This is a genomic window from Streptomyces sp. DF42 (genome assembly GCF_058267695.1).
In genome coordinates this window covers 5773234-5786494 of the sequence record NZ_CM177859.1, presented here as the reverse complement: position 1 = coordinate 5786494, position 13261 = coordinate 5773234, and the positions used below count along the sequence as shown (strand labels likewise).

Sequence of the window (13261 nt, the reverse complement as noted above, 5' to 3'; positions counted from 1 at the left end):
ACACGAGAGTGAGGCAGCACCCCATGCCCCCCTTCGACGTCCCCGAAGGTGACCCCTTCGGTCCGCACAACCTTCCGTACGGCGTGTTCTCCCCCGCCGGTTCGACGCAGCGGACCGTCGGAGTCCGGCTCGGTGACCAGGTCCTCGACGCGGGCGCGGCGGCGCAGGCGCTCGGCTCGCCGTATGCCTCCCTGCTCGCGCGCCCCTCGCTGAACCCGCTTCTCGCCGCGGGTCGCACCGCCTGGTCGGACGTGCGGCGCGCACTGACGGCGTGGGTGACGGTGCCGGCGCATCAGGAGGCGATCGGATCCTTCCTGCACCCGCTGTCGTCGGTGACGCTCCATCTTCCGTTCGAGGTCGCGGACTACGTCGACTTCTACGCGTCCGAGAACCATGCGCGAAACGTCGGCCAGATCTTCCGCCCGGACGCGGTGGACTCGCTGACGCCGAACTGGAAGCACCTCCCGATCGGTTACCACGGGCGCTCGGGGACGGTGGTGGTCTCGGGCACCGACGTCGTACGGCCGTCCGGGCAGCGCAAGGCTCCGGCCGACGCGGCTCCCGTCTTCGGGCCGTCCGTCCGTCTGGACATCGAGGCCGAGGTCGGCTTCGTGGTGGGCGCGCCCTCGGAGCGCGGGACGCCGGTGGCACTCGGCGACTTCCGGGAGCACGTGTTCGGGCTGTGCCTGCTCAACGACTGGTCCGCGCGCGACATCCAGGCCTGGGAGTACGTCCCCCTCGGACCGTTCCTCGGCAAGTCCTTCACCACGTCGGTGGCCGCGTGGATCACCCCGCTGGACGCCCTGGAGGACGCGCGCGTGGCGCCGCCGGAGCGGACGCACGCGCTGCTGCCCTATCTGGACGACACGGACGGCTCGGGCACCTCGGGTGACGGACCCGGCGGCTACGACCTGCGGATCTCCGTCGCGATCAACGGCCATGTCGTCTCCGAGCCGCCCTTCTCCACCATGTACTGGACGGCGGCGCAGCAACTGGCCCACATGACGGTGAACGGCGCCTCGCTGCGGACCGGCGACCTGTACGGCTCGGGCACGGTGAGCGGCCCGGAGCTGTCGCAGCGCGGATCCCTGCTGGAGCTGACCTGGAACGGACGGGATCCGCTGGAACTTCCCGACGGCAAGCGGACGTTCCTGGAGGACGGGGATGTGGTGACGCTCTCGGCGTGGGCGCCCGGGCCGGGCGGGACCCGGGTGGGACTGGGCGAGGTGAGCGGCCGGATCGTGGCAGGCGTGGTGGAGTGAGGGGAGTTGCGGGGTGTTGAGCGGGAGTTGCGGGGTGTGACGACGACCGCGCGGGGCGTACGGGGCGGCCGCGCGAGACGTACACGATGGCACTGCGAGACGTATGTGATGGCCGTCGGCCCCTGACTCACGCGCTGTTCGCCGTCATACTGGCGGCGGGGTCCCGCGCGCCGAGCCGCATCGTCCCACCGCCCGCCCCTTCCTCCGACCAGGATCCGGAGACCGTGGCATGACCGTCTGTCTGCTCCTGCTGAGCGTCGCCGCCGTGATGGCCGCCGTGCCGGTTCCGCGTGCGCTGGTGCGGGCGACGTGGCCCGAGCGGGAGCCCGTGGTCGCGCTGTGGGTGTGGCAGTGCCTGGTCGCCACCGTGCTGCTGTGCTGTCTGACGGCGCTCGTGCTGGGCGCGGCCGCCGTCTTCCACACCTTCCGCGACCACGTCTTCGCGCCGGCGCCCCCGGCCGTGGCCGCGGCGTACGACCTGACGGCCGCGCCGTCCTGGGCCGTCGCCCTCACCCTGCTGCTGGCCTGCGGTGCCGGCTGGACGACGGCGATGCTCGCGCGCGAACTCGTCGAGGCACGCCGACGCCGCGGCCAGGCCCGTGCGCACCTGCGTGAACGCGCCCCCGAGCTGCCCGCCGGGCTGGAGGAGGCGGCGCGCGGCCCGCTGCTGGTGCTGGAGGACGAGTATCCCGACGCCTGGTGGATGCCGGGCCACCCGCCCCAGCTGGTCGTCACGACAGGTGCCCTGCACCGGCTCACCGACCACCAGCTCGACGCCGTCCTCACCCATGAGCGCGACCACGCCCGTGCCCACCACGACTGGCTCCTGCACCTGTCGACCGCCCTGGCCACGGGGTTTCCCCGGGTGCCGCTGTTCGCCCACTTCTGCGACCAGACACACCGGCTGGTCGAACTGGCCGCGGACGACACGGCGTCGCGCCGCTGCGGACACCTCACCACGGCGCTCGCCCTGATCGAGCTGAACCAGCACCGCGGTGTGCTGTCCTGCGCCTCCAGCCACCGCCTGCTCGGCGAACGCGTCGACCGTCTCCTCGAACCGCCCCCGCGCCTGGGCCGCCGGCACCGTGCCCTCACGACGACGGCGGCGGCCCTGGTGCCGCTGCTGCCGCTGCTGATCGCGTTCGCTCCAGGGCTGACGGCGCTGGGGTGACCGCCCTCTCGGGGCACCGGGGTTGTGGCAGATCTTACATCGGTGCACCTGTTTCCCCAGGTCAGCGAGTTGCCTGACGCCTTCACAAGTGGCGCAACATTCTCGCAACACTGCCTTCCCTACCAGGTCGCTATGGTTCGAGACATGCCACCCAGCGACCGCATCCGAGACCACGCCGGCCAGGGCGCGACCACCGTCGCCGCCCACCGTGCGCGGCGCCGGCTGCGGGCCGACCAGGCCAGGCAGCTCGCCGACCTGCTGCGCCACCAGCTCCTGGCCGGCGGGTTCCCGGACGGCACACTCCCGCACGAGACGATCCTCGCCACGGACTACCGCGCCACCCGCAACACCGTCCGTCAGGCCCTGGACCTGCTCAGGGCCGAAGGCCTCGTGGACCGGCTCCCCGGAGTCGGCACGGTGGTCGTCGCCCAGAAGTACCCGCACGGCCTCGACCGTCTGATGGGCCTCGCGGAAACCCTCCGCGAGCACGGCCGGGTCACCAACGAGGTCCGCACCATGGGCCCCGCACCGGCACCGGCCCCGGTCGCCGACCGCCTGCACGTCCAGCCCGGCACCGACGTTCTCTACATCGAACGCCTGCGCCGCCTGAACGGCCTCCCCCTCTCCCTCGACCTCACCTACCTCCCGCTCGACATCGGCACCTCCCTGCTCGGTGCCGACCTGGAGAACACCGACGTCTTCCGCCTCCTGGAGACGATCACCGGCCAGGGACTCGGCCACGCCGAGATCACCCTGGAGGCGGTGAACGCGGACACCCATTCCGCCGCCGTGCTCGAAGCCCCGCACGGTGCGGCCGTCCTCATGCTGGAACGGCTCACGCACCTCGCCGACGGCCGCCCGGTGGACCTGGAGTTCATCCGCTTCCGCGGCGACCGCATCACCATGAGCGGCCTGCTGCACCGCGCCCTCTAGCCCCCTTTTCTCTGACCCGTTTCCTGGAGACAGCCATGCCTTTGGCGCCCCAGCGGGCCGACGTGCCCGTGACCATCGACGAGTCGAAGTGCATCGACGGCTGCACCCTCTGCGTGGACATGTGCCCGCTGGACTCCCTCGCCATCGACGACAGCAGCGGCAAGGCCTACATGCACGTCGACGAGTGCTGGTACTGCGGCCCGTGCGCGGCCCGCTGTCCCACCGGAGCCGTGACCGTCAACATGCCCTATCTGCTCCGGTGAGAGGCCCGACCGCGATGTCCCGCACTTCCGTGAAACGCACGACGGTGGCCGTGTCCACCGCCGCTCTCCTCCTTCCGCTGAGCGCCTGCGGCGGCAGCGCCGAGGCAGGTGACGGCAAGAACGTCACCATCACCGTCGGCTACCAGTCCAAGACCATCAACACGGTCACGGCCGGCACCCTCCTGCGCTCCCTCGGCTACTTCGAGAAGGACCTGGGCGCCCTCCACGACGGCCACACCTACAAGGTCGACTGGCAGGACTACGCCACCGGCGCCCCCATCACCGCACAGATGACCGCGGGGAAGATCGACATCGGTTCGATGGGTGACTTCCCGCTGCTCATCAACGCGGCCCGGGGCAAGCAGCTCGGCAAGCCCACCCACCTGGTCTCCGTCACCGGCTACAACCTCCGCGGCGGTCTCAACACGATCGTCACCTCCCCGGACTCGAAGCTGGCCTCCCTCGGCGACCTGAAGGGCAAGAAGGTCTCCACGAGCATCGGCTCGGCCGCCGACGGCACCCTCGTACGGGCCCTGCAGCGCGCCGGCATCGACCCCGAGAAGGGCATCGAGAAGCTCAACCAGCAGCCCGCGGTGGGTGCTTCGGCCCTGTCGGCGGGCAGCGCGGACGCGCTGTCCCAGTTCGTCGCCTGGCCCGGCCTGCTCACCTTCCAGGGCAAGGCGAAGGCGCTGTACGACGGCGCCCAGCTGAACCTCCCCACCTTCCACGGTGTCACCGCCCGCGAGGACTTCGCGAAGCAGCGGCCGGCCGTCCTGGAAGCCTTCCTCAAGGCCCAGTCGGAGGCCACGGACTACCTCAACGCCCATCCGGTCGCCGCCGCCGAGTCGGTCGCCGAGGCCACCGGTCTGCCCGCCGAGGTCGTCTACCTCTACAACGGCGCCCACGGCATCTCCACCTTCGACCCGGCGGTCAAGCCGCAGCTCGTCTCCGCGCTGGAGCAGGACGTCTCGGTGCTGAAGGCGGCGAAGCTGACCGGTGACATCGACGTGGACTCCTTCGTCGACGACCAGTACGTGAGGAAGGCCCTCGGCGCCGACTACGCCCAGCGGCTCACGTCGAAGCCGCCCGCCGCCGCGAGCGAGGTGTGGCCCAAGGGCTCCGAGAAGACGGTCGGCTTCAAGTCCCCCGCCGCGCTGCTGGGTTACGTCGCCCAGCACAAGGACGGTATCCGCGCCGCGTACGTCCCCGACGCCACCACCGGCACCCTCTGGTTCGCCGACAAGGCGGTCTGGGTGGCCGACGGCGACCAGGTCCTCCCTTTCGTCGCGCCGGCCACCGCGAAGACGTACGTCGCCGCGCACGGGGGCGCCCGAGTCATCACGTACGCCGACGCGCTGGGGCGGGCGTCGTGAGCCCGCAACCGCGGGGGCGGGGCAGGTTCGCGCTCCGCTCTCCGCGGCGAGCGGGCCGCCTCGCCCTGCGGCTCACGTCGCTGGCGGCGGCCCTCGGCGCCTGGCAGCTGCTGGCCGGCCTGAAGATCGACCTGTGGCTGCGCTTCTCGCAGTTCCCCACGGTCGTCGACGTGGCCCGCGCCTTCGCCGACCGGCTGTCCGGGCCCGACTACTGGACGGACCTCACCGACAGCCTCACCCGCATCCTCACCGGTTTCCTGCTCGCCGCCGTCCTGGGCGTGGCGACGGGCGTGCTCGTGGCGCGCTCCCCTCTCGCCGAGGACCTGCTCGGGCCGGTCCTCGAGGTGATCCGCCCGATCCCGGCGATCGCCCTGGTCCCGGTCGCGATCCTCCTGTTCCCCTCCAACGAACAGGGCATCGTCTTCATCACCTGCACCGCCGCCTTCTTCCCGGTCCTGGTCTCCACCCGGCACGCGGTCCGCGCGCTGACGCCGGTGTGGGAGGAAGCCGTGCGCACCATGGGCGGCGGCCGGTGGCGGGTCCTCGGCTCGGTCATCCTGCCGGGCGCGCTGCCCGGCATCTTCGGCGGTCTGTCGGTCGGCATCGGCGTGTCGTGGATCTGTGTGATCTCCGCCGAGATGATCTCCGGCCAGTACGGCGTCGGCTACCGCACCTGGCAGGACTACACCGTCGTCAACTACGCGGGTGTGTTCGTCGGCATGGTCACGATCGGCGTGCTCGGCTGGCTCACCTCCACGGCCGTGGAACTCCTCGGCCGCCGGCTGACGCGCTGGCTGCCCCGCACGTCGTACGTCCCCGCCGGCAGGCCCCGGACGGCCCGCACGGCCACCCCTGCGGCCCCCGCCTCCGCACCCACCCAGACCAAGACCACCCCGTCGACCGAGGAGGCACGCGATGAGCACCTCGTCTGACACCGAAGTGACCGCCGCCCCGCTCACCGACCCGCAGGCGCAGACGCCGCCGACGGTACGGGGCACGCGGCTCACCCTTGGCCGCGCCGCGCTCGGCCGCCCCGACGCCCCGGTCCTGGCGGACGTCGAGCTGGATGTCGCACCCGGCGAGATCCTCACCGTCGTGGGCCCCTCCGGCTGCGGCAAGTCGACCCTGCTGCGCACCCTGGCCGGCCTGCTGACTCCGTTGGCCGGGGAGATCACCCAGGACGGAAGCCCGCTGACGGGCCCCTCCGCCGAACGCGCCCTGATCTTCCAGGAGGACGCCCTTCTGCCCTGGCGCACCCTGCGCGCCAACGTCGAACTGCCGCTCGCCATCAGGGGTTCGTCCCGCTCCGAGCGCCGCGCCCAGGCCGAGTCCTGGCTCGGCCGGGTCGGACTCGCCGACCACGCACGGCACCTGCCGCACCGCGTCTCCGGCGGACAGCGCCAGCGCGCGCAGCTGGCCCGGGCCCTCGCGGGGGCGCCCCGCGCCGTCCTCATGGACGAACCCTTCGGCGCGCTCGACGCCCAGACCCGCGCCGGCATGCAGGACCTGCTGGTGGAGGTGCTCCAGGGCACGGGCGCGACCGTCGTCTTCGTCACCCACGACGTCGACGAGGCCCTGTTTCTCGGCGACCGTGTGGCGCTCCTCGGCAACGGCCGGCTGACCGCCGTACGCGACGTGCCGCGCCCACGCGACCGTACGGCGCACGACGACCCCGCGCGCGTGGCGCTGCGGCGCGACGTCCTCTCCTCGCTCGGTACCTGAAAGACATCCCAGGAGCGTAGATGTCAACTCGTAGCCAGTTCCGCGTGATGCGACCAGGCGGTTGCCTCGTCGTAGAGGGTGCCGGTTTTGAGGCACCCGTGGAGGATGCCGACGAGGCGGTTGGCGAGTTGGCGCAAGGCGGCGTTGTGGCCGGCGCCGCGGGCGCGTTGTCGCTGGTAGTAGGCGTAGGCGTTGGGCGAGTAGCGCAAGGTGCCGAATGCCTGAGTGAGCAGGGCATCGATGAGCCGGTCGTTGTGGACGTAGCGAGCCAGGGCGACCTTCTTCTTCCCGGAGGCGCGGGTGATCGGGGAGGTGCCGGCGTAGTTCTTGCGGGCCTTGGCGCTGGCGTAGCGGTCGGGGTCGTCGCCGAATTCTGCGAGCACCCGGGCACCGAGGCCGACTCCCATTCCGGGCTGGGAAAGGAGGATCTCAGCGGCCGGGTGCCGGCCAAAATGCGCCTCGACCTGCCCTTGCAAGATCTTGATCTGGGTGTTCAGCGTGGCCAGGACCGCTATGAGCGCGGTGATGGACGCGGCGTAGGCGGCGGCTACTTCCTCGGGCTGGCCGAGGTGTTGCTCACGCAGCGCCCCCTGGATGACCTTCGCCTTGGCGGTCACGTTCTTTCGGTGGGCGCGCTTGAGCGCGGCACTGATCTGCCCCGTCGTGAGCTTCGCAGCCTGGGCGGGAGTGGGTGCCTTGCCGAGCAGTTCCAGGGTGTCGGCGGCGTCCAGGTCCTCGAAGGCAGCCAGTGCTGCGGGGAAGTAGTCGCGCAACGCGTGCCGCAGTCGTTGGGTGTGCCGGGTGCGCTCCCAGATCAGTGTCTTGTGGGTGCGGGTGACCACCTTGACCGCTTCGGCCTGGGCGCTGTCCCCGGCAACGGGCCGCAGCTCGTGGCTGTGGGTACGGACCATGTCGGCCAGCACATGCGCATCGCCCGGATCGCTCTTGGCCCCCGACACCGCAAGCCGGTCACGGAACCGGGCGGCCTGCAGCGGGTGGACGGCCAGCACCGTATACCCGGCCGTGACCAGGGCACGTACCCACGGACCACGGTCGGTTTCGATCCCCACAACGACCTCGGCCGTATCGGTATCCTCTCCCACCACTTCGCCCACCAGCGCGTGCAGCCGGGTCATCCCGGCCACCCCTTCGGGCAACCGCGCCTTGGCCAGCCGCCGCCCGGCCGAGTCCATCAGCTCGATGTCGTGGTGGTCTTCGGCCCAGTCATCCCCGACGAACAGTCGCAATGGTCCTCCCGCGCTCCGGTACCGATCAACTGCAGCAGCCTGCCGGAGAACTATCAGCGACCTAATCAAGCAGTGCTCACGCCGAGGTACGGCAGGCACGACATCCCAGTAGCGATCAACTCTCCGGGCCGAACGGCAGGGGCACGGTCTTTCAGCAGGACTCGAAAGTCCAAGCCCAATGAGTGCTCACCCGCCGTCGGCTACCACCCGGAGTCTGCCGTGCGGCCGACTCCCCGAACTGATTAGGCCCCCCGGTGACCACCCCCGTGAACACGCCCCTGGAGATCCCCGCGCTCACCGACGCCGAGGAGATCCGCTGCGACGTCCTCGTCATCGGCGGCGGCACCGCCGGCACCATGGCCGCGCTGACCGCCGCCGAGCACGGCGCGAACGTGCTCCTCCTGGAGAAGGCCCACGTCCGCCACTCCGGCGCGCTCGCCATGGGCATGGACGGCGTCAACAACGCGGTCATCCCCGGCCGTGCCGAACCCGACGACTACGTCGCCGAAATCACCCGCGCCAACGACGGCATCGTCGACCAGTCCACCGTCCGTCAGACCGCCACCCGCGGCTTCGGCATGGTGCAGCGCCTCGAGTCGTACGGTGTGAAGTTCGAGAAGGACGAGCACGGCGACTACGCGGTCCGCCAGGTCCACCGCTCCGGCTCCTACGTGCTGCCGATGCCGGAGGGCAAGGACGTCAAGAAGGTCCTGTACCGGCAGCTGCGGCGGCGCGAGATGCGGGAGAGGATCCGCATCGAGAACCGGGTGATGCCGGTGCGCGTGCTCACCGCCGAGGGGCGGGCCGTGGGGGCGGTCGGTTTCAACACGCGCACGGGCGCGTTCGTCACCGTCCGCGCCGGCGCAGTGATCCTGGCGACGGGCGCCTGCGGCCGCCTCGGCCTGCCCGCGTCCGGTTACCTGTACGGCACGTACGAGAACCCGACGAACGCGGGCGACGGCTACGCCATGGCGTACCACGCGGGCGCCGAGCTGACCGGCATCGAGTGCTTCCAGATCAACCCGCTGATCAAGGACTACAACGGCCCCGCCTGCGCCTACGTCGCCAACCCCTTCGGCGGCTACCAGGTCAACCGGCACGGCGAACGCTTCGTCGACTCCGACTACTGGTCGGGACAGATGATGGCCGAGTTCGCGGCGGAGGTCGCGAGCGACCGCGGACCGGTGTACCTGAAGCTGAGCCACCTTCCGGAGGAGTCGGTCTCCGCCCTGGAGTCGATCCTGCACTCCACGGAGCGCCCGACCCGCGGCACCTTCCACTCGGGCCGCGGGCACGACTACCGCACCCACGACATCGAGATGCACATCTCCGAGATCGGCCTGTGCGGCGGCCACTCGGCCTCGGGCGTCCGGGTCGACGACCACGCCCGTACGACGGTCCCCCGCCTGTACGCCGCCGGCGACCTGGCCTGCGTCCCGCACAACTACATGATCGGCGCGTTCGTCTTCGGCGACCTGGCGGGTGCGGACGCATCCCAGTACCCGTCCTACGAGGGCGAGTTGCCCGAGGACCAGCTGCGCGAGGCGCACGAGCTGATCTACCGGCCGCTGCACCATCCGGAAGGGCCGCCGCAGACCCAGGTCGAGTACAAGCTGCGCCGTTTCGTGAACGACTACGTGGCCCCGCCGAAGTCGGGTGCCCGGCTGTCCCTGGCCCTGGAGGCCTTCGAGCGGATGCACGACGACATCGCGGAGATGGGCGCGCGCACCCCGCACGAACTGATGCGCTGCGCCGAGGTCTCCTTCATCCGCGACTGCGCGGAGATGGCCGCGCGTGCCTCGCTGGCCCGCACGGAGTCCCGCTGGGGTCTCTACCACGACCGTCTCGACCACCCCCAACGTGACGACGCCTCCTGGTTCCACCACCTCGATTTGCACAAGTCCCCCTCTGGCTCCATGGAGTTCACGGCCCGTCCCGTGGCTCCCTATCTCGTCCCCGTCGACGAGTTCACCCCCGTCGGCGGTCCTTCCCGGCATCTCGGCGAGGTCCACGCCGAGGACGTCGCCACGGCCGGCTCACGCGAGGTGGCACCGGTGGCCTCCGGGGCACGGGAGGGGACGCCCGCGGCCGTGGCCGAGACCGCCGGGCCGGGCCGGGGCGACACCCCCGACTCGCCGGAGTCCCGTCCCGAACAGACCTCCGCCCGTCTCCTGGAACTCGTCGCCCTCTCCGAGGAGGAGCCCGAACTCCCCGCCCTGAGGCCCTACTTGGCGGACCCGGCACCCGCCGTCCGGCGCGAGGCCGTCGCCGTCCTGACCGAGACGGTGCCACCGGGCACCGGCCCCGCCCTCGCCGAGGCCCTGCGCGACGCCGCCGCCGAGGTACGGGCCGCCGCAGCCGCGTCCCTGCGCGAGCTCGTCGAGACGCTGCCGCCGGAACCAGCCCTGCGGGACGGCCTCTCCGCCGCCCTCGCCGAACCGGACCCGGTCGTCCGGGCCGCCGCCCTCGACGTCCTGCGCGCCCTGCGCCTCGGTGACGCGGCGCTGTTCGCGGGCTTGCTGACCGACGCCGTCATCTCCGTGCGCATCGAGGCCGTACGAGCCCTCGTCTCGGTCGACGCCGCCACCGAACTGGCCAACGCGGCGACCGCCGACCCGTCCCGCGAGGTCCGCGTCACCATCGCCAAGTCCCTGGCGACGGTGTGGGCGGCTCGGGTGGAGGGCACGGCGGGTGCCGCGGCAGCGTCCGGCAACCTCGGGCCCGACCCCGTCCTCACGGCCCTGGCGGACCTCACCGCCGACCAGGACGCGCTGGTCCAGGGCGCCGCCTACGGGGCGCTGGGCACCACGGGCTGCCCGGCACCGCTCGCCGCACGCGCCGTGACCGCACTGTCCGACTCGGCCTGGCAGGTGAGGCAGGGCGCCGCGACCGCGCTGTCCGCCGCCGAGCCGGATGTGGCCGTCCCCGCCCTCGCCAAGGCCCTCGCCGATCAGAACGCCGACGTACGCAAGGCAGCCGTGCTGGCCCTGACCCGGCACAGCGGTACCGAGGACGCCCGGGCCGCCCTGTCCACGGCCACATCGGACTCGGACGCGGACGTGAGGGCGTACGCGGCACGGGCGCTGTGACGGCCGCCGGCCGCCCGGGTCACCGAACCCCGACCCGGGCGGCCGGCTCGCCCCTCGCCTATATCCAGTCGTCCGGCTCCGGCTCGGCATCCATCTCGGGCCAGTGGTCATCGCCGTGGCCGCCGTCGCCGGCCGGTGCCGAACCGGCCACAGGCGCCGAACCGGCCGTCGGGGTCGAGTCGGGTGCCCCGCCCAGCTCGGCGAGCACCTCCAGCACGCCCTCCCCGTACGTCACCAGCTTCTTCTCGCCGACCCCGCTGATGCCGCCGAGCTGCGTCACCGAGGTCGGCCAGGCGGTGGCGATCTCCCGCAGCGTGGCGTCGTGGAAGATGACGTACGCCGGGACGCCCTGCTCCCGGGCCTGCTCCGCGCGCCAGGCGCGCAGCGCCTCGAACGCCGGCTGCAGCTCCTCGGGCAGCTCGGCCACGGCGGCCTTGGCCTTGCGCTCGCCCTTGCCGGAGGACGACGACGCCGACCGTGAGGTCGCCGGCTTCTTCGGCTCCTTGCGCAGCGGCACCTCCCGCTCCCGCCGGAGCACCGTCCCGCTGTCCTCGGTCAGCACCAGAGTGCCGTACTCCCCCTCCACGGCGAGCAGTCCCTGTGCCAGCAACTGCCGTACGACACCCCGCCATTCGCCCTCTGCGAGTTCCTCGCCGATGCCGAACACGGACAGCTGGTCATGGTCGAACTGGATCACCTTGGCCGTGCGTTTCCCGAGCAGGATGTCGACGATCTGGATCGCGCCGAACTTCTGCCCGCGCTCGCGCTGCAGCCGCACCACCGTCGACAGCACCTTCTGCGCCGCGACCGTGCCGTCCCAGGTCTCGGGCGGGGTGAGGCAGGTATCGCAGTTGCCGCAGCCCGTCGGGGCGGGGTCCTGTCCGAAGTAGGCGAGCAGCTGGCCACGCCGGCACTGGACGGTCTCGCACAGCGCCAGCATCGAGTCCAGGTGGGCTCCGGCCCGGCGCCGGAACGCCTCGTCGCCCTCGCCCAACTGGATCAGCTTGCGCTGCTGTATGACGTCGTTGAGGCCGTATGCCATCCATGCCGTCGACGGCAGCCCGTCCCGGCCGGCGCGTCCCGTCTCCTGGTAGTAGCCCTCGACGGACTTCGGCAGGTCCAGGTGGGCCACGAAGCGCACGTCCGGCTTGTCGATGCCCATCCCGAAGGCGATGGTCGCCACCACGACCAGGCCCTCCTCGCGCAGGAACCGGGACTGGTGCGCCGCGCGCGTGCCCGCGTCCAGGCCCGCGTGATACGGCACCGCCTCGATGCCGTTGCGGCTGAGGAACTCCGCCGTCGACTCCACCGACTTGCGGGACAGGCAGTAGACGATGCCCGCGTCCCCGGCGTGCTCCTCGCGCAGGAAGCTCAGCAGCTGCTTCTTGGGGTCGGCCTTGGGCACGATCCGGTACTGGATGTTGGGCCGGTCGAAGCTCGCCTCGAAGTGCCGGGCCGTCGGCATGTGGAGCCGCTGGGTGATCTCCTGGTGCGTGGCGTGCGTGGCCGTGGCCGTGAGCGCGATCCGCGGGACGTCGGGCCAGCGCTCGCCGAGTAGGGAGAGGGCGAGGTAGTCGGGGCGGAAGTCGTGGCCCCACTGGGACACACAGTGAGCCTCGTCGATGGCGAAGAGCGCGATCTTGCCGCGGGAGAGAAGGTCGAGCGTCGAGTCGAGCCGCAGCCGCTCCGGCGCCAGGTACAGCAGGTCCAGCTCGCCGGCCAGGTACTCGGCCTCGACCACCCTGCGCTCGTCGAAGTCCTGCGTGGAGTTCATGAACCCGGCACGCACGCCGAGCGCCCGCAGCGCGTCCACCTGGTCCTGCATCAGCGCGATGAGGGGCGAGACCACGATGCCCGTACCAGGTCTGACCAGGGCCGGGATCTGGTAGCACAGGGACTTGCCGCCACCGGTCGGCATGAGGACCACGGCGTCGCCGCCGGTCACCACGTGCTCGATGACCGCTTCCTGCTCGCCGCGGAAGCTGTCGTATCCGAAGACGCGGTGGAGTGCGGCCAGCGCCTCGCTCTCACCGTGTGCCGCCGATGTGTGTGCTGCGGTCGTCACAACCGTCCCGCCCATTCCGTGCATCGCTCGTCCCCCGTGCGTCGTCCCTCGACCACTGCGTCCACGATAGGGGTCGGCACCGACAGTGCCCGAGTTATCCACAGGTCCGGACACGTGTGCGGGCAGCATCAGCACG

At 71.6% G+C, this 13261-nt stretch carries 10 protein-coding genes; 8 read left to right on the top strand and 2 right to left on the bottom strand.

The genetic code is table 11. The annotated features are described in order from the left end of the window. Positions 1–23: 23 nt before the first annotated feature. From fahA to ACYUED_RS26535, 7 genes are all read left to right on the top strand, one after another. Positions 24–1262: a fumarylacetoacetase gene (gene fahA, locus ACYUED_RS26565; protein WP_491285692.1), complete on the top strand. Its 1239-nt coding sequence runs from the start codon at positions 24–26 to the stop codon at positions 1260–1262. Between the two features lie 229 nt (positions 1263–1491). Then, the gene (locus ACYUED_RS26560; RefSeq protein ID WP_491285691.1) at positions 1492–2433 is read left to right on the top strand and encodes a M56 family metallopeptidase; all 942 of its coding nucleotides are present in this window, start codon (positions 1492–1494) and stop codon (positions 2431–2433) included. A 144-nt stretch (positions 2434–2577) separates the two neighbouring features. After that, positions 2578–3366 carry a GntR family transcriptional regulator gene (locus ACYUED_RS26555; protein WP_491285689.1) on the top strand — a complete coding sequence of 263 codons (789 nt, stop codon included), beginning with the start codon at positions 2578–2580 and terminating at the stop codon, positions 3364–3366. A gap of 35 nt (positions 3367–3401) precedes the next feature. Continuing rightward, positions 3402–3629, top strand: a complete 228-nt coding sequence (locus ACYUED_RS26550; protein ID WP_016437651.1) for a 4Fe-4S dicluster domain-containing protein — start codon at positions 3402–3404, stop codon at positions 3627–3629. A 14-nt stretch (positions 3630–3643) separates the two neighbouring features. After that, the gene (locus ACYUED_RS26545; RefSeq protein ID WP_491285687.1) at positions 3644–5002 is read left to right on the top strand and encodes an ABC transporter substrate-binding protein; all 1359 of its coding nucleotides are present in this window, start codon (positions 3644–3646) and stop codon (positions 5000–5002) included. After that, positions 4999–5934, top strand: a complete 936-nt coding sequence (locus tag ACYUED_RS26540; RefSeq protein WP_491285685.1) for an ABC transporter permease — start codon at positions 4999–5001, stop codon at positions 5932–5934. Before ACYUED_RS26545 ends, ACYUED_RS26540 begins: the two co-directional genes overlap by 4 nt. After that, on the top strand, positions 5918–6724 hold the full coding sequence (locus ACYUED_RS26535; RefSeq protein ID WP_491285684.1) for an ABC transporter ATP-binding protein: 807 nt from the start codon (positions 5918–5920) through the stop codon (positions 6722–6724). Before ACYUED_RS26540 ends, ACYUED_RS26535 begins: the two co-directional genes overlap by 17 nt. 23 nt (positions 6725–6747) lie before the next feature. On the opposite strand, the gene ACYUED_RS26530 is transcribed toward ACYUED_RS26535, so the two are convergent. Then, the gene (locus ACYUED_RS26530; RefSeq protein ID WP_491285682.1) at positions 6748–7971 is read right to left on the bottom strand and encodes an IS110 family RNA-guided transposase; all 1224 of its coding nucleotides are present in this window, start codon (positions 7969–7971) and stop codon (positions 6748–6750) included. A 254-nt stretch (positions 7972–8225) separates the two neighbouring features. Here ACYUED_RS26530 and ACYUED_RS26525 point away from each other — a divergent pair, with 254 nt between their 5' ends. Beyond that, the gene (locus ACYUED_RS26525) at positions 8226–11060 is read left to right on the top strand and encodes a fumarate reductase/succinate dehydrogenase flavoprotein subunit (RefSeq protein WP_491285681.1); all 2835 of its coding nucleotides are present in this window, start codon (positions 8226–8228) and stop codon (positions 11058–11060) included. Between the two features lie 58 nt (positions 11061–11118). On the opposite strand, the gene recQ is transcribed toward ACYUED_RS26525, so the two are convergent. After that, positions 11119–13140: a DNA helicase RecQ gene (gene recQ, locus ACYUED_RS26520; RefSeq protein ID WP_491294444.1), complete on the bottom strand. Its 2022-nt coding sequence runs from the start codon at positions 13138–13140 to the stop codon at positions 11119–11121. Positions 13141–13261 lie beyond the last annotated feature (121 nt).

What these genes read in the sequence shown, in the direction of transcription:
- fahA (WP_491285692.1), top strand. Translation starts at nt 24, where the DNA reads ATGCCCCCCTTCGACGTCCCCGAAGGTGACCCCTTCGGTCCGCACAAC.
- ACYUED_RS26545 (WP_491285687.1), top strand. Translation starts at nt 3,644, where the DNA reads ATGTCCCGCACTTCCGTGAAACGCACGACGGTGGCCGTGTCCACCGCC.
- ACYUED_RS26560 (WP_491285691.1), top strand. Translation starts at nt 1,492, where the DNA reads ATGACCGTCTGTCTGCTCCTGCTGAGCGTCGCCGCCGTGATGGCCGCC.
- ACYUED_RS26555 (WP_491285689.1), top strand. Translation starts at nt 2,578, where the DNA reads ATGCCACCCAGCGACCGCATCCGAGACCACGCCGGCCAGGGCGCGACC.
- ACYUED_RS26550 (WP_016437651.1), top strand. Translation starts at nt 3,402, where the DNA reads ATGCCTTTGGCGCCCCAGCGGGCCGACGTGCCCGTGACCATCGACGAG.
- ACYUED_RS26535 (WP_491285684.1), top strand. Translation starts at nt 5,918, where the DNA reads ATGAGCACCTCGTCTGACACCGAAGTGACCGCCGCCCCGCTCACCGAC.
- recQ (WP_491294444.1), bottom strand. Translation starts at nt 13,140, where the DNA reads ATGGGCGGGACGGTTGTGACGACCGCAGCACACACATCGGCGGCACAC.